Origin of the sequence: Chryseobacterium sp. KLBC 52 (assembly GCF_003347605.1) — a bacterium.
GTDB lineage: Bacteria > Bacteroidota > Bacteroidia > Flavobacteriales > Weeksellaceae > Chryseobacterium.
Genome location: NZ_QDFZ01000009.1, coordinates 71,050 through 89,292 on the forward strand (window position 1 = coordinate 71,050; position 18,243 = coordinate 89,292).

Here is an 18,243-nt window from a genome sequence, read left to right on the forward strand (position 1 = left end):
AATTAATATATATTAAATTAACTGTTTTTCAGGACTTTGCAAATATCCTGCATTAATCCCATCTTGTACGATTTTTTTTATCCACTTAGCATCTGGTTTCTTAAAATATAATCCTAGATTGGCCAGTTTATCATTAGTTACAGAGCTTAGGATATTGATATTTGAGTTCGAATCAAAGTATCTTTGTATCCAGTTTGCCATAAGCGTTACAGACTCATTATCTTCAAACAATTTTAAAGAATCATAATACACTGAATCATCTACGATTTCAATTTCATAGCCAAAATCAATTAAAATGTTGACGATTTTATGGACTTCAAAGTAATGAGGACTTTCCAGGTGAAAACAATGAGCATTTTCTTTAACAGTTGCCGTGATCCCAACTATAGATTTAACGATGACGTCTACATAGGAGAATGAAAATTTTTCGTTATATGATCTTGGAACTTTTTTCATTTCCATAATTCCTCTTAGGATCTGCATGATCCTGTTTGCGCCATAATTTCGTTGGAATTTGCCCGTCACGGAATTAGCTGCTATATGTCCCATCCTATAAATTTTCACATGACCGTTTTCTTCAGCATATATTCTTACTAAATGTTCTGCTTCATATTTCGTACGCTCATAATTGGAACGGAATTTTTGTCCGACCTCTAAATCAGTTTCAGAAAAGCTGATCATTTTTTGTCCCTGAACATAGCCACATACGGCAATTGTAGAAACATAATGAAGATGTTTATCTTGTCCTTTTTTACAAAAATCTATAATTCGTCTCGTACCATCAACATTACTCGCTTTAAGCACTTCGTATTTTTCGCTCAGATTTATATTGGCTGCAGTATGGTAAACAATTCTTACCTCATTGGCCAGAGATAGATACACACTCTCACTCAGTCCCAATAGATCCATAGAAATATCTCCTTCAATAAGAATCACTTTATTTCTGAGCAATTTTGAATGAGCATCCAGCCCATGCTCTTCGATCGAATTGTAAAACCGATCCTTAATTTCTTCTCTGTCTTTTCCTCTGACTAGAACATATATTTTCTCAAAACCGGCGTCTAAAAGCTGAAACAGAAGATTTGCCCCTAAGTAACCCGTCCCGCCTGTAAGCAAGACAGAACTTGTAAAATCCTGATCCCCATCAAAGTGTGGATCGGTATAAAGAAAAGGTTTACCTACCGAGTGAACATTATTTTCGGAAAAACTGGTTATTAGCTTTTCGGACACCTGTATTTCATCAAACTTAAAACAGTTATTCAATTTTTCGGCAAATCTTCGCAACAGATTCTTTGACAAATTAACATAAAAATTATTAGAAACGGTCTGTACATCAACCAACAGCCTGTTACCAATAAATCGGAGCGTAAAGTTTAATAAATATTCCCCATGCGCCTGTTTCGTCCTTGTTGATGCAAGATTAAATGCCGAAGGTTTAAATCTGATATATTCACCATCAAACGTTTCAGGAAATCTGCCTAGATAATTGAATCTGGCCCAAGACTCTTTGTCTTCCTGTGAAGTCAGATCAATATTCATTTGATGGGATTGTTTTCCTTTTTCGGTTAAGATTTCAATGCATTTTGATAAGGAAAAGTCTTCTTTTTCAAGCTCAAGAGGAATTGAATTTGCCCACCATCCAACGGATCTGCTGATGTCAACAAATTCATTTGACCGTGGTCTTCCATGAAACTCTACATCTACACATATTTTATCTTCATTGAGCTCTGTGAAAAGAGCTGTTGTAAAGGCGTGAAAAAGATAATTATCGATAGATATATTAGGATTTCTTTTTTCAAACTGAAGGAGATTATATCCAAATTCTTCGGAAAATGTCATATTAAAGGACTTAAATCCTTCATACGGTATCTGTTTATCTTCATGATATTTCTTTTCGAAGTGGGATTCTGATTTGCTGTGTATTTTTTTTGCCTTTTTCTTCAGATCCCCGTAAAAGTCATTGATCAAATTTTCTTGTGGAATATTGGGTTTTATTCCCTTCAGAAGATTATCATATATATCAAGGATCTCTTCAAATAAAATTTGCCATGAAGTAACGTCTATTACAATATGATGCGCTGCAAAAAACACATAATCTATTCCGCTTGCATCATCTAAAAATACATGCGTTAAGAATGTTTTTCCCTCTTCAAGAGAGATGTTACCAATCAGTTCTTCTGATTTATCAAAGATCTGTACACTTGTTGCCTTTTCCTTATCTAAAAAGCTGAATGTGAGTCCCAGATCTTTATCATTTTGATGATAAGGGCCGGAGTTAAAGCATCGTGTTAAAAGTTCGTGGCTTGATACAGCTATTTTTACAGCTAGACCAAACTCTCTCAGCTTCAAATCTGATGTTTCAAAAAGAACAGTCTGGCAATAGGCATCAAGATCAAACCTTTTTTTCAGAAATAGGCGTTGAGAAAGAGTCTGCTCATTTTTTGCAATACTGGCTCTCTTTTGAATCACTTTTGATTTATTTAAATTCAGGAAGTTACAGAAGTTTGAGTTTTCATAAAGTTCATTAACAGTAACGTTAAAACCCTGGCGCTGAATATTCCCAATCAGTTTAATGGCCTGAATAGAATTGGCACCCAGTGCAAAGAAATCATCTAATGGCTGAATTTTATCAATCATTAAGGTTTTCTTCCATGCAATTTCCACTACACTCTCCCAGTCCTGTTCAGTGGACAATTTTAAGCCATCAAAATAGGTTGTATCATTTTTAAACATACTTTTAATCTTCCGGGTATCAATCTTTCCGTTTTTATTTGAGATCACCTCTTCGAAAAAAAAGAATCTTGAAGGAATTTTATAACTTGATATACGATTTTGCAACCATGCTTTTAATTCATTTACATCCAATTGTTTATTATCTGCAGTATTGAGATACGCTTCCAGCCAGGTATTTTCTTCTTTTTTGTAAAGGTCTACAAATACGTAATTAATTTCCGGATGAGAAAGTAAAGACAGTTCTATTTCTCCCAGTTCGACACGATATCCGCGTATTTTCACCTGACGGTCCATTCTATAGAGAAATTCAAAACTTCCATCTGGCATTATTTTACAGTAATCTCCTGTTTTATAAGTTTTTACAATGCCATTGTTTTGAAATTTCTCTTCATTTTTTGCTATGTTTTCAACACCAAAATATCCTAGGCTCACTCCAGGTCCGGAAATCACAAGCTCTCCTTCGTGTTCTCCACCGCTCAAACTGCATTTGTTCTCTCCTATCGGGAATCCAATGGGAACAGAATCTGAACATGTCCTGATATCCGAATACTGATCGATTTTATATAATGTTGCACCAATGGTTGTTTCAGTGGGGCCATAATGGTTGTAGAAGCTATTGCACAAATTGCAACCGAAAATCAGATCAACATTATTCCAGGTCAGTTTTTCACCACCTAATACTAAAAAATCAAGTACTGTATTTTCAAAAGAAGTTGTCTGTCCGTTTATTATTGACAAAATATGTGAAGGGGTGGATTTAAGAAACTGGATATTATCCTCTTTGATTATACTCAGAAATTTATTTGGGTCTCTTGAATCAAACCGGTCAAAAATTCTCATACATCCTCCTGAAATAAGGGCAATCAAAAAGTTTGTGAGTCCCAGATCAGCCGCAAATGTAGTTACGTGAGCGGTATTAATTTCTTTAGGACTTCCAATATCTGCATATACGGATGTGATATAATGTAAGACGTTCTGATGTGAAATCTGAACAGCTTTGGGTTCTCCGGTTGTTCCGCTGGTTAACAGCATATAGCAGATATCTGCAGGGACTACAGGCTCATATTTTACATTGGGCTGTGGGAGGATCAATTCGTCATAAAAATGGACCGGGGAAAGGTTCTCGATATTTTTGTCTTTGCAGGAAGATTTACTGACAAAAGCAATAAAGCTTGGTGAGAGATAGTTAATCTTTTCTTTTGTAAGGGTTTCCTGATCATCATTGTCAATCAAAACAGGGATTGCTCCGGAGAATAATATTCCCCAGAACAATACAATTGATTCTACATTTTTTTCTGTCATGCAGATAATCCTGTCACCTCTTTTAATTTTTTTTGAAATAGATTTCGCCACCAAAATTGATCTGTCATAGAGTTCTTCGTAAGTGAATGCCTGCTTACTATCCTTAATACTTTTATTCTCCGGGAATACTATTGAAGCATTAATCAGTAAATCGGTTAAGTTTTTATATTTATCCATAGTAGTTTAAAATAGGTTAATGATCATGGATAAACTTGTCTTGTAGGTCTGATAGATAATGAATCAACCGTCACATTACCGGGAAGACTCAAAATAAAGTCGATGGTCTGAGCAATATCTTCACCACTTAAAATAGGGCCTATTTCTGCTTCATAATTTTTAAACCACTCCATATCATAGCCTGCTGTGGCCTGTAAATTAGTCTGTACCATTCCAGGTTCAATTAATGATACTCTGATTCCTTTAGGAGCGAGTTCACGTCTCAATCCTTCTGTAACTCCATAGGCTGCAAATTTAGTAGCACCATAGACAGAATTAAAGGGAGAGACGTTTCTTCCGATATTAGATCCAATCACCACTATATCTTTCGTAATTCCGTCCATGACATTTGTTGCTTCCAGGCTAAATACTCTAAGCTGATTCATTAATCCTATAAAATTGGTATTGATTAAATTGTCCCATTTCGTATCATCTGAATTCGTAACACTTCCCGGGAGAGAAATCCCTGCGTTGGCAATGAGTACAGATGGTGCCGTATTCCAGGTATCATATGCTTTTTGAATCATTTTTTCAGTAGTTTCAATATCAGTTATACTTCCTATCACCGTTTCTGATATCTTTTCTCCGGCAATGGTATTTATCTGATCTTGTATTTCTGATAAAGCTGATTCATTTCTTCCATTCAAAATGATTCTATATCCATTTTTCGATAATCTCAGGGCAGTAGATCTCCCAATACCTGATCCTGCTCCTGTAATTAAAACTATTCTTTTCATATTATTTTTTCTATATTGACTAGGTCTCTTCCCTTGTTGGGTTTTTAAATTCACTTTTACATTTTTTATACAAACGTTTTGTTTGGTTTAAAAGAGCCCTGTATTTAATTATTTTATTTTTTGAAAGTGTATTCTCTGTTTCTTCATTAATTTCTATACATTCACGGAGGTTTTTCTATAGATCAAATCAGAAAGTTCTTTCACGGTATTATTTTCAAAAAGATCGGCAAAGCTTAAGCGGACATTAAAGTTTTCTATGAGCCTGGATTGAAGTTTGATAAGGTGTAAGCTGGAACCTCCTAGTTCGAAGAAACTCCCTTCCTGATCTAAAATATTTCTTCCGAGCAGTTCGCTCCATATTTCAAGGATTTTAAGTTTCTGCTCATTTATAGGTTCTTCGTGATTTAATACTGCCTCAGATTTTTCAATATCAATATTTAGCAAAGCTTTTCTGTCTGCTTTTCCACTATTGTTAAGCGGAAAGGTTTCCATTTGTCTGAATCCGCTAGGAATCATATAGGGAGGAAGTTTTTTACTTAAGAAGCTACGAAGATCCTTTATTGAAATTTCTTTTTGGGCTACAAAAAATACATAAATGCCTTTTTCATTATTTTCTTTAAGAACGGCTACGGCAGCATCTATACCTGGCATTGCAGTGACTGCATTTTCAATTTCCCCAAGCTCAATACGCTGGCCATTCAGTTTAATCTGGTTATCTTTTCTTCCTATAAATAAAATCTGTCCGTCGTCTGTCCATTTACCTATATCTCCTGTCAGATATATTTTTTTATCTGCTGCATATTCTCTTTGTACAAATCGTTCGTTCGTCAGATTTTCTCTGTTGAGATATCCTTTAGAAACACCTTTTCCTGCAATACAAATTTCACCGGCTACTCCAATAGGTTTTATATAACCATCTTCATCTGTGATATATATTTCTGTGTTGAGAACAGGCTTACCAATAGTAATCTTTTCGTCTTCTTTATGTATATGAGAGAACGTAGACCATATTGTGGTTTCAGTAGGACCATACATATTGTACATTTCAATATTATTTTCAAATATTGTCTGTACTTTCTGAATGACAGATCTGGTTACCAATTCTCCACCTAAAAGAATTTTTCTGAAAAGCATACCTGCACTCTTGTATTCTTCCAGTTTTGGAAGCATAAGTTCCAACAATGACGGAGTACTCTGAATAAATACATTTCCTAATGATTGAAAATAGTTTTCAAAACCAGATGAAATAAGATCGGCAGTATCTTCATTCAGGATGGTTTTTATATCCTTCAGAAGAACTCTGTACCCTCTTGTTAAAGGCCATATCAATTCTAAGAATGAGATATCAAAAGTAATATTGGTGATAGCCAGAAAACTTCCGTTTTCTTCATAGAAAATAGGATTCATTGCTTCGCAGAAATTGGCCAGATTATCATGGCTGATTCGAACTCCTTTCGGTACTCCTGTTGATCCGGAAGTGTACATAACATAAGCCAGTGAAGAAAGGTCTATATTCTCATGCTCGAGTGAAACAGCATATGATGGCTGCTGTGATACAAATTTCCCAATTACTTTTTCATCGATGATCACTTTGAACTTACAGTCTTCCGCTACGTACGCCAGTCTTTCTTCGGTTTCAAAAGGATGAACAGGAATATAATGAGCCCCAACTGAAAGGATAGCGATCATAGCAAACATCATATATTCATTTCTTTCCAGACGAATACAAACCCCATCATTCTTATTAATATTATATTCTGTTTTCAGGAAGTTCGCAAATTGATTTGAGCATTCTGACAGCTTTTTGTAAGTAAAAGTCTTTCCTTCAAATTCCAATGCTGTTTGATCAGGGTGGCTGAGTGCTATATTATGGAACTTAGTGATTGGTGATATTTTCTCAATTGTAACTTCTACAGGATTAAATGATTCTATCAATGATTTTTCAGACGGACTTACATAATCTGCATATCTGATTTCTCCATCAGGATTGTGCATTAAAGAACTTATCAAAAACTCAAAATTATCAGCAAGACGTTCAATTGTACCAGGGAGAAATAAATCACTGTTATATTCTATGTTCAATGACAGCCCTTCATTTGTTTCAACAAAGTCGAACGTCAGATCGTATTTCGTCGCTTTTATTGGAAGACTTGTTCCCAATATAAACTGTTCATTTTTATCTGCAAATAACTCTGAATACCCGGTATTTTGAAGAACAACCATAATTCCGAACAGTGGAGACCTGCTTGGATCTCGCTTTATGCCAAGATTCTCAATCACATATTCTATTGGAACTTTATCATTTTTAAATGATTCTATCGCTTCTTCTTTTACAGCATTAACTATTTCATCAAAGCTACTGTTAGGTGTAACTGATAGCTTCAGAGCAATCATATTTAAGAACAAACCTATCTGGTCCTCAAGGTCGGCATGCTTTCTTCCTGCAACCGGTGTGCCTATGATAATCTCTTCCTGGCCTGTATACTTGTATAATAGAGACTGAACCGCAGCAACCAGTCCCATGTATAAAGTGGCTTCTTTATTAAGGAGAAATTCTTTCAGTTTTTTCAGCACTTTTGCATCAATAACTTTTCTATACTCATCACCTTTAAATGATTTTACCTTAGGTCTCGCAAAATCTGTTGGAAGGTCAAGAACCGGTATTTCAGCAGCAAACTTTTCTTTCCAGTATTTTTTTTGTTCCTCATATTCTTCATTCTTCATTTCGTTTTTCTGCCATGCAATAAAATCTACATATTGAATAGATTTAGCTTGAATATCCTCTGGAGTTCCTGTCTGAATGTGGTTATATACAGTGTTAATTTCATTTACAAAGTTTGCTATGGACCAGGCATCAGAAATAATATGATGCATATTCAGAATCAACTGCCAGTGAGCATCTCCTGTCTGGATAAGATTGATTCTGAACAAGGGGCCGTTTTCAAGATCAAACAAATGATTTGAGACTTCCGCAGTAATTTTTTTTATCAGTAATTCTGAATTTTCAGTATTATTTATATTATCAATCTCAAGTACTTCATGTAAAGCAAAACCTTCCATGATTTCCTGTCTAACGTCTGATGATTCGGCTTTACGGAATACTGTTCTGAGAGATTCATTATTTTCAATTACTTTCAACAGCGCATCTGTAAAACAGCTGACATCAAGGTTCCCCGAAAAGAAGAATAAATTGACAATATTATTGGAAATATTTCCATCTTCCAGCTGGCTCATAATCCAAATTCTTCTTTGAGTAGAGTTTAACGGATAGCTCTTCTGGCGAATAATAGCAGGAATTTCAGAGTCCGAATGATGGGTCAAAGAATCCATTATTCTGGCAATTTCAACAATTGTAGCAGATTTGAACATATGAATCAAATCAAGCTTAACGTTTAACTGTTTTGAAATTAAGGATACAATTCGGACTGCTTTCAGGGAGTCACCACCGATTTCAAAGAAATTATCTTTTATTCCTACTCTTTCTATACCAAGTATTTCCTGCCAGATGGCTGCAAGCTTTTTCTCAGTGTTTGTAGAAGGTGAAATGTATTTTGAAGCATTGGACTGAAGATCAGGTTCCGGTAAAAGATCCTGATTTACTTTTCCGTTTGGCCGCAGCGGAAGTTCTTCAATGACAACAATGTGTGGGATCATGTATTTAGGAAGTTTTTCAGAAACGATGCGATACAGTTCTTCAGAAGTTACATTTTTGATCACCACATATGCCACGAGATATTTCTGATCATACTGATCACTTTTGGCAAGAACTACGCAGTTTTCAACACCGGAAATATCCAGAAATTTATTTTCAATTTCTCCCAACTCAACTCTAAAACCTCTGATTTTTACCTGAAAATCTTTTCGCCCTTTCAGTTCAATTTCTCCATTTTCACGATATTTCCCAATATCTCCCGTACGGTAAAGTATTCTTTTTTCACCCATTACCTCGATTTCACCATATTTTGATGCAGTCAATTCTTCATTGTTGAAGTAACCTGAAAAACCATGACTTCCATCCACACAAATTTCTCCCCACGCACCTATCGGGCAAGGTCTCAGAGTTTCATCCAGGATGAAAATCTGTGTATTTTTTATGGGTGTTCCCACAGAAGGAACACATGATTCATCAATAGACTGAAAGTCGATACACTGGGACGTAACAACATGCTGCTCCGAAGAACCGTAATGGTTATGAAGCATAACTCCGGGTTCTCTTCGTAAAAACTCTTTCAGCCCCTGAGAAATTTTAAGCTGCTCGCCTGCAGTCACTATATTTTTAAGAGAGCTTTTAAAATTGTCCGGAAATTCGTTGAAATGACTAAACAAAAAGTTCAAATAAGTGAACGGCAGATACAAATTCTGTATTTTATTTTCACTTAGGAAGTTTGTCATATATTGAATATCCTGACGCTCTATTTCTCCAATCAGGAACAATTCTCCTCCATAGCAAAGGGTAGTAACTATTTCCTGAAAAGATACACAGAAGTTAATAGAAGTAAACTGCAGACATTTCAGGCTTCCGTCTATCTTGGCGCCCTCTTTATGCCATTGTACCAGATTGGCCAGAGATCCGTGAGATAAAACGGCACCGTTTGGCATTCCGGTAGATCCAGAAGTATAAATGATGTAAAGCGGTGAAGAAGCTTTAACAGTTCTTGAAATATTTTCTGTTGAATACTGATCAAAATTAATGGTATCTATAGAAATGATGGAACCATCGAAGAAATTAAGCAGTTCCCGCTTATCTTCAGTCGTAAGAATAATTGATCCTTTACTGTCATGCACCATATGTTCTATTCTGTCCTGAGGATAAGACGGGTCTATGGCAAGATAGGCAGCTCCTGCTTTTACCGTTGCCCATATGGCAATGATCATTTCAAAGGAGCGATCCAGACAGATTCCTACAATACTGTTTTCTTTAATATCATGTTCCTGTATCAGGAAATTCGCATATTGATTAATATATTCATTCAGCTGCAGGTAGGTGAGTTTTTTATTTTCGAAAGTTACAGCATAATTATTGGGAGTTTTTGCAACCTGCTTCTCAAATAGTTCATTAATAAACTCAATATCATTGGTATTTCTTGCTTTATTGAATTGATGTAAAAGAGTTTCTTTTTCTTCTTCACCAAGAATCTGAAGGTTCTTTATCCTCTGATCATTTCCGTTGAGGGATTCACTGATGATATTTTTATAATTACAGGCAAGCCTTTCAATCGTTTTTCTATTGAATAGATCTTTATTGTACTCAATAGTCACTTTTATTTCATCCTTGAAATCATCAATAAAGAAAATCAGATCAAATTTGCTGATATTAACCTCTTCTGCAAAGTCAAGAGGAAGGGGCTGAATTTCTATTCCGCCTTTTTTTTGATAAAGCACTCTTGTATTGTCATAGGCCAGCATTACATTAAATAAAGGAGAGTTGGCCAAATCCCTATCCATGTTCAGTTCTTCAATCAGTAAGTCAAAAGGAAAATCCTGATGGTCATAAACATCCAAGGCTTCTTTTTTAACGGATGAATAAAGTTCGTCTAGTTTCTGATGTGGATCAATTCCAAAACGATATACAACGGTATTGACAAAAAATCCTATTAAATTATTCAGCTGCTGATCATTTCTTCCAGCAATAGGAGAACCGATAATGATGTCTTTCTCACCTGAATAAGTATACATAAGTATACCTAAAGTTGACAGGAAATGCATATTTATCGTCATATTATTATCCTCACATACCGTATTTAATTGTGCGAGCTGATCTTTATCTAGTAAGAAGCTAACGGAAGCTCCGTTGAATGTCTGAACAGGTTGCCTCTGGTAATCCAGCGGAAAATCTATTCCCGTTGGCTTATCAGCCAGCTTATTCAGCCAATATTCTTTATCGCCATCAAAAAATCGATCTTCAATCAGCTGATTATGCCAGTAGGTATAATCTATATAATTGAATTCATTTTTGAGCAAAGAGTAATCAGCACCATTACTTATCGTTTCATAAAGTTCAAATAATTCATTTATCAGAACGCCCTCAGACCATCCGTCACTGATAATATGGTGTTGATTAATACATAAAAGTGATTGATTCTGACTTAGTTTAATAAGTAAAAATTTTGCAACAGGTCCTTCTTCCAGATTAAATCTTTCTTCGGCAAATGCAGCATATAAGCTCTTTGCATTATGGTATTTATCAGCGTGCTGGGATAGGTCCTGAATGGTGAGCTCTACACTATATTCTGTAAGTATTTTTTGTCTTGGTTCTCCGTCAACCATTTGAAAGCATGTTCTGAAACTCTCATGTCTATCCATCAATTGTGCAATGGCGCTTCGCAACACGGATTCTTCAATATTTCCTTTCAACTCAACTCCCATTGGCATATTATAGGCAATTGAATCTTTTTCAAATTGAGATAAAAGCCAGATTCTTCTCTGGGCATAAGAAAGCGGATAATGATCCTGAACTTGTATTTTTTTTATAGAGGCAGCTCTGACTCCATCTGCAGTAGTATTCTTTTCAATCAAATCTGCAACCTCTCCGGCAGCAGGATTTTCAAAAATATCAGAAATCTTTAACTGGCCTGAATATCTGGTATTCAATTGATTCAGAAGACGGGTGACCAAAATACTGTGCCCGCCAAGATCAAAGAAGTTATGCTTTAGTCCTATATCATTTACTGAAACATTCAGTAAATCAGCAAACAGTTCCAAAACGGTTTGTTGAACTTCGGTTTTCGGAGCCACATATTCCACATTATAGACAAGGTCCTGATGGTTTATTTTCGGCAGATGCTTCTTGTTTATTTTTCCATTCGCTAATAATTCAAATTTTTCTAAAAGAATCACATGCTGTGGGAGCATGAAACGCTGTAATTTGGATTTTAAATAATCTCTTAATTCGTTGGTTTCGAAAACCTGGTCTGCTGTATAATATAAGGTTATAAATTCGCTGTCCTTATCAAATATGGCAATAGCGTCAACAACTCCTTGAAAGTTCAGAGCATGTTGTTGAATTTCACCCAGCTCCACTCTGTTTCCCCTGACTTTCACCTGGTCATCTACTCTTCCTAAGAATACCATGTCTCCATTTTCATTCCATCTTCCGTAATCTCCCGTCTTATATAATTTCTTCCCAACTTCAAATGGATTATCAATAAAGCATTTTGAGGTCAACTCTTCGTTATTGATATACCCATACGAAGTTCCTTTTCCACTAGTACAAATCTGGCCGGATTCCCATTCCCTAGCTAAGCATCCAAACTCATCAAGAAGATAAACATTCGTATTGATAATAGGTTTACCAATCACATCAACCTCTTCTTCAAAGCGATCTTTAGACAATTTATAGGTGAATGTGTCATTTGAAGACTCTGTCTGTCCGTAACCATTCCAAATCTCTACAGAAGGGTTTCTTCTGTATATTTCTTTAATCAAATTCAAAGGAATTCTTTCTCCAGTAAGTATAAGTGTTTTGATGTTGTCAAAATTTCTTACCTCTCTGAAAAATACATATTCTTTTAACTGAGAGGGTACAAGTTCTATTGTATCAATACCATAAGTGTTTGCCAAATCAAAAAGACGATCAATATCCATTACTTCTTCCGATTTTGGAATTACCAATGTAGCGCCTAAAATTAATGGCACCCATAATTGCCATGTTCCTCCTACATAATTCATTTTTGAAGTGTGTAGTAAGACATCTTCTTCTGTAAGACAAAGTTGTTCAATCTTGGATTGGCACTGGTTCATTAATCCATCATGGGAAAGTATCACTCCTTTTGGTGCTCCGGTAGAACCGCTAGTATAGATAATATATGCTTCATTTTCAGGATTTACGGTTACTGGCTGACTTACTTCCAGATCGCTGTAATTATTACGTAAAGCACTAAATTCTTCAAAAACAGTATTGTCTATCAAAAGTTTTGCAAGGCAATCCTGAAATATATGAGAAATATGATCAACAGGTGAATCTTCATCTACAGGAACAAATACAGCTCCAATACGAAGTAATCCAAATATGGTAATAATTAATTTTTCAGAACGTATCATCTTTACAATGACTTTGTCACCTGCCGATATTTTTTTTTCTGTTTGTAGATAGTTTGATAGTTGAATGGATTCTCTTATCAGATCATTGTAGGTTAATTCATTATCACCATATACTATTGCAGCATGCCTTCCTCTTTTTAACTCATGCCTGTCTGATAATTCAATTAAGTTTTTCATGGTATTTTTCATTATTGAGATTCATGGTTTGTTAGGGCACTAAACTATACAAAAAAAATCAAATTGCATCTAAAATATTTAATTAATTCACATGGTGTTGTATTAATACGTGATTCAAAATCAATATAACATATTGTATTATAGTTGTTTAAAATACTTTCCTCAATATAATATAACCTTGATTCATGTTATTTCTCATTATTGGGGGTTAAGTAAAATTTCCAACACTTAGTTAATTTTCACAACACATTGCTTATCTATAAATTGAAATCAAAAACACCCATTTAAATACATAATAATCAATTATTTATAATTTAGAAGTGGATTTTTCATTTTTAAAAAAAGTATTGAAAATTTAGTGTAATTCTTTTTCTCAATATTTCAAAACTGCTCTGTCATAAATTTGTGTTTTGATTGTTTTAAGTTTATTTACAAAGCCTTCCACTGGACCTTTACCACAAAACAGGTTAATTGCACTTTCTATGGATTGATATTCTGTAGCAAACTTTTAGCAAAATGATAGATTTCTTTAACTCCTGAATTTAGATTTCTGGTAATCAACTTTTTTAAGAACTTCCTTTGGAGGAAAGCGCCCTGTGAAACGTTTTAAAAAACAACGAAAATATTATTCAGGAAAAAAGAAGCATCATACCCAAAAGCCAGATGGTGGTGGAAGAACAGAGTCGAAAAATCATTTGTATTCACGGTAGATAAGGGTTCAACATGATTTCAAGCTGTTTAAAGAAAGTAGGCTCCTTATACTACCTTCCACAGAAATACAGGCAGATAGTTAAATCTTCAAAGTATCGTAAAGGGGATTTTATTACTTTCCATATTCAAAAATAAGCAAAAGTTAAAACAGGAAAGCCAATGAAAGATAAATCGGAATTATTAAAATTATTGTACATATGCTGTACCTGAATAAAAAAACCACTTAGTAAAAATTACATAAGTGGTTTATTTTCTGTGGTCCCACCTGGGCTCGAACCAGGGACCACCTGATTATGAGTCAGGTGCTCTAACCAACTGAGCTATAGGACCTCAAAACTTGGTTAAATTTTGTGTTTGCAAAAATAGTAAAATTTCTTTCACTACAAAATTTTTTATTGCTTTTCTTGGCAAAGTTCTACCAGCACTCCGTTGGTAGACTTGGGATGAAGGAATACAACTAATTTGTTATCAGCACCTTCTTTCGGTTCTTCGGAGATAAACTGAAATCCTTCTTTTTTTAATCTTTTTACTTCCTCAAAGATATTGTCAACGCCAAATGCCAGATGATGGATGCCTTCTCCCTTTTTATCAATAAATTTAGAGATCGCACTTTCAGGATTACTGGCTTCTAAAAGCTCAATTTTACTTTCCCCTGTTGCATAGAAAGAAGTTACTACCCCTTCCCTTTCCACTGTTTCTTTCTTATAGGATTCTTTTCCTAATAATTTGGTAAAAAGTTCATCAGAAACCCCTAAAGACTTTACGGCAATACCAATATGTTCTAGTTTCATAAATACTAATCAATATAATTAAATCGTAAATTTGATACTGTAGTTGAATTTCAAAGTATCAATTCAAACAAAAGTACTAAATTTGCAGAAATTATGGAAAGTAACAGACAAAGAAAAGTAGCACAGATCATTCAGGAAGACTTCGCAGAGCTTTTCCGCAAACAGGCTTCAGAAAGCAAACAGAGCATATTGGTATCTGTTTCAGATGTAAAAGTAACTGCTGACTTAGGAATTGCGAAAATTTATTTAAGCATTTTCCCACAGGAATTCCGTACCGCTGTGATGAAGGAGATTGAAGAAAACAAACCTCAATACAGAAACTTCATTGGCCAGAAAATGGCAAAACAGGTACGTATTATTCCACAACTTAACTTTTACCTGGATACCGCTCTTGATGATGTTGAAAGACTGGAAAGAGAATTAAGAGGCGAAGGCGACAATCCTGTTTTATAGATCTTGAAGAATATTGCATTTTACATAGCATCCAGATACCTTTTGGCTAAAAAGGGAAGTACTGCCGTTACGTTCATTACGTGGCTGGCCGTAGGTGCCATGACGGTTGCTGTGGCTGCAATGTTCGTCATTATTTCTGTTTTTTCGGGGCTTGAAGACCTGAACAAAGATCTCATTTCCAATCTTCATGCAGATCTTACTATAAAAAGTACTTCGGGGAAAACCATCAAAAATCTGGATAAAGTTAGTAAAACTTTAAGCAGTACTAAAGAAATCAGCAGTTTCTCCCGTGTTATTGAAGAAAAAGTATATATCAGTTTCAACGGAAAAGGTGATATTGCTTACTTAAGAGGTGTAGATTCTGCCTACGTCAAAGTAAATCCTATTAATAAAGAAGTGTTCTACGGAACGTATCCAAGTTTCAGATACTCCAATGAGGTATTGATGGAAAACAGTCTGGATAACAGACTTTCGATTCCGGTAGATTCTTCCAATCACTACGCAACAGTTTTCATGCCCAAACCGGGAACAGGAATTATCAGTAAGGAAGAAGACATCTATAATAAAAGAGATATTCTGGTAACGGGTGTTTTCCCGGGTAAAGACCAGCTGGACAATTATATCATTTCTCCTATTGAACTTACAGAAGAATTACTTACCCTTCCTAAAAAATCGGCTTATCAGATTGTTATTAAACTGAAAAATCCGGAAAATGCAGATGCCGTAAAACAAAATCTGCTTTCTTCACTTGGGAAAAATATTGAGATCAAAACCAAGGAAGAAGAAAATGCCGCTTTCTGGAAGATGATCAATACTGAAAAACTTTTTATTTACCTGATCTTTGCATTGGTGATCTTTATTACCACCTTTAATTTGGCGGGAGCCATTATTATTCTTCAGCTTGATAAAAAAGAGCAGGCAAAATCATTGATATCACTGGGTTTCCCTTTAAGCCATTTAAGAATGACCTATTTCTACACCGGCCTCCTGATTGTGATTTCCGGTGTGATTACCGGATTAATTCTTGGAACAGCACTTTGCTACTTCCAGCTTTACACAGAATTCTTCAGAGCCAATGAAGTTCTGCCATTCCCGGTAAAAATTGTAGGAAAGAATTATCTTATTGTAGCCCTTACAGCTTCCTTATTTGGAATCACTATTTCATGGTTCTTTTCAAAAATCAGTAAAGAATATATTACTAAAAACTAATACATTTAGTTTATACGTTACATTAAGTTAATATACTTCGGTTTCATTTTTTCGTACCTTTACGCCCCAATTTAAAAAAATGAAACGAATTTTATCTTTTTTTCTTTTAAGCGTAACATTTATAAGCGCTTTGGCACAGGCTCCGGCAGGATATTATACAAATGCTAACGGATTAACAGGTGCAGCTCTTAAAACAGCTCTTCAAATCATTATCAGTGATGGACACATAGACCACGGTTATGGTGGTTTATGGACAGGCTATGCTACCACTGATCGTGATTATTTCTATGAAAATGACGGAACTATTCTGGATATTTATTCTGAAAATCCAAATGGACCGGATCAGTATAATTTTACCCTTGGAACCAGTCAGTGCGGATCTGCCGGATATTCTAATGAAGGAGACTGCTACAACAGAGAGCACGTGATTCCTCAAAGTTTATTCAACAGTGCTTCTCCTATGGTTGCTGATATTCATTTTATCCGAGCTACCGATGGAAAAGTGAACGGAATGAGATCCAACTATCCTTTCGGAACGGTTGGCAACACTTCTTTCACCTCTAAAAACGGATCAAAACTTGGTACATCTGTATCAGCAGGATACGGAGGGACTGTATTTGAGCCTATCGACGCTTTCAAAGGAGATATTGCAAGAATGATTCTTTATTTTGTAACAAGATATGAGGATAAACTTCATAATTTCACCACTGGTGATATGCTTGGCAACACAGCATTTCCTGGACTGCAGCCTTGGGCACTTAACCAATATTTAGCGTGGAATGCAATGGACCCTGTATCTCCGGAAGAAATTGCAAGAAACAATGCTTCTTATACTTACCAGGGAAACAGAAACCCTTTCATTGATCACCCTGAATATGTTACCCAGATCTGGGGAGCTCCGGTTGTTGATAGCCAGGCCCCTACAGCAGCAACCAACCTTGTTGCCAGCAACCCAACTTCAAACTCTATTGCTTTAAGCTGGACAGCGGCTACAGACAATGTGGGAGTAACCTCGTATCAGATTTATGCGAACGGTACCTTAAAAGCTACTGTTTCAGGTACAACTACATCTACTATTGTTTCCGGATTATCACCATTGACGCAGTACACATTCTACATCATTGCCAAAGATGCTTTCGCAAACTCTTCTCCACAAAGTACAACAGCTACAGAAACAACTCTTGATGTACCCGCAGGAGGAGGAAGCTGTGGAACTGAAAATTTTGAAACAATCAGCGGTCCTGTAAATACATATCTGACAGTAAACTGGACCAACAACGGAATTTCATGGACTGCTACAGACTCAAGAGTTGACCAAACTATCAATAATAAAGCTATTACCATAAAAAATGGTACTTTAACAAGTTCAACTTTCTCAGGTGGTGTTCAAAGCTTAACTTTAACAACTCAATTGAAATTCTCCGGGAGTGCAGGCTACTTTAATGTTCTTGTAAACGATGTTAATGTAGGAACTATTCCTTACAGTAATGTTGTTACCACCACTACCATCAGCAATATAAATGTAAGCGGAAATGCCGTGATTAAACTGACAAATTCCTCTACTTCCAACAGAGTTGCTCTGGATGATCTTAGCTGGACATGTTTCGGAACTACGTTAGCGACTGCTGAAAATCAAAAAGACAAATCAGCAGTTACCATCTACCCTAATCCGGTAAGAAATAATGAATTATTTGTAAAAGGAGAAAACCTTAGCAAAATTTCAAAAGCTGAGATCTATGATCTTTCAGGGAAATTAATTGAAACAATTGCCAATCCTTTCAGACATTCAAACAAAATCAATCTTAAAGGTATGATTAAAGGAACTTATGTCCTGAAAACAGATAATTTCTCTACTAAATTTATCGTAGATTAAT

7 protein-coding genes and 1 tRNA gene are annotated in these 18,243 nt (G+C 35.5%); 3 read left to right on the forward strand and 5 right to left on the reverse strand.

Annotated features, from left to right (window positions below; translation table 11 throughout):
* Positions 1-12: 12 nt before the first annotated feature.
* The 5 genes from DDF69_RS11500 to mce all read right to left on the reverse strand — a co-directional run bounded on the left by DDF69_RS11500 (position 13) and on the right by mce (position 14,707).
* Positions 13-4,212, reverse strand: a complete 4,200-nt coding sequence (locus DDF69_RS11500) for an SDR family oxidoreductase (RefSeq protein WP_114820903.1) — start codon at positions 4,210-4,212, stop codon at positions 13-15.
* A gap of 23 nt (positions 4,213-4,235) precedes the next feature.
* Entirely contained in the window at positions 4,236-4,988 is a 753-nt protein-coding gene (locus DDF69_RS11505) for an SDR family NAD(P)-dependent oxidoreductase (RefSeq protein WP_162800913.1), read from the reverse strand.
* Positions 4,989-5,141: 153 nt separating this feature from the next.
* On the reverse strand, positions 5,142-13,205 hold the full coding sequence (locus DDF69_RS11510; protein ID WP_162800914.1) for a non-ribosomal peptide synthetase: 8,064 nt from the start codon (positions 13,203-13,205) through the stop codon (positions 5,142-5,144).
* A gap of 967 nt (positions 13,206-14,172) precedes the next feature.
* Positions 14,173-14,246: transfer RNA gene (locus tag DDF69_RS11515), tRNA-Ile, on the reverse strand.
* Positions 14,247-14,308: 62 nt separating this feature from the next.
* The gene (gene mce / locus DDF69_RS11520; protein WP_114820906.1) at positions 14,309-14,707 is read right to left on the reverse strand and encodes a methylmalonyl-CoA epimerase; all 399 of its coding nucleotides are present in this window, start codon (positions 14,705-14,707) and stop codon (positions 14,309-14,311) included.
* A gap of 93 nt (positions 14,708-14,800) precedes the next feature.
* On the opposite strand from mce, the gene rbfA reads away from it, so the two are divergent.
* The 3 genes from rbfA (at position 14,801) to DDF69_RS11535 (ending at position 18,242) form a co-directional block, all read left to right on the forward strand.
* The gene (rbfA, locus tag DDF69_RS11525; protein WP_034693455.1) at positions 14,801-15,160 is read left to right on the forward strand and encodes a 30S ribosome-binding factor RbfA; all 360 of its coding nucleotides are present in this window, start codon (positions 14,801-14,803) and stop codon (positions 15,158-15,160) included.
* Positions 15,161-15,163: 3 nt separating this feature from the next.
* Positions 15,164-16,369, forward strand: coding sequence for an ABC transporter permease (locus tag DDF69_RS11530; RefSeq protein ID WP_114820907.1), 1,206 nt, complete (start codon positions 15,164-15,166; stop codon positions 16,367-16,369).
* A 79-nt stretch (positions 16,370-16,448) separates the two neighbouring features.
* Complete coding sequence (locus DDF69_RS11535) at positions 16,449-18,242, forward strand: endonuclease (RefSeq protein ID WP_114820908.1); 1,794 nt, start codon at positions 16,449-16,451, stop codon at positions 18,240-18,242.
* The last annotated feature ends 1 nt before the right edge of the window (position 18,243 follow it).

Excerpts from the sequence above, each read along its gene's own strand:
- DDF69_RS11510 (WP_162800914.1), bottom strand. The coding sequence starts at position 13,205 with ATGAAAAACTTAATTGAATTATCAGACAGGCATGAGTTAAAAAGAGGA.
- DDF69_RS11535 (WP_114820908.1), top strand. The coding sequence starts at position 16,449 with ATGAAACGAATTTTATCTTTTTTTCTTTTAAGCGTAACATTTATAAGC.
- DDF69_RS11500 (WP_114820903.1), bottom strand. The coding sequence starts at position 4,212 with ATGGATAAATATAAAAACTTAACCGATTTACTGATTAATGCTTCAATA.
- rbfA (WP_034693455.1), top strand. The coding sequence starts at position 14,801 with ATGGAAAGTAACAGACAAAGAAAAGTAGCACAGATCATTCAGGAAGAC.
- DDF69_RS11505 (WP_162800913.1), bottom strand. The coding sequence starts at position 4,988 with ATGAAAAGAATAGTTTTAATTACAGGAGCAGGATCAGGTATTGGGAGA.
- mce (WP_114820906.1), bottom strand. The coding sequence starts at position 14,707 with ATGAAACTAGAACATATTGGTATTGCCGTAAAGTCTTTAGGGGTTTCT.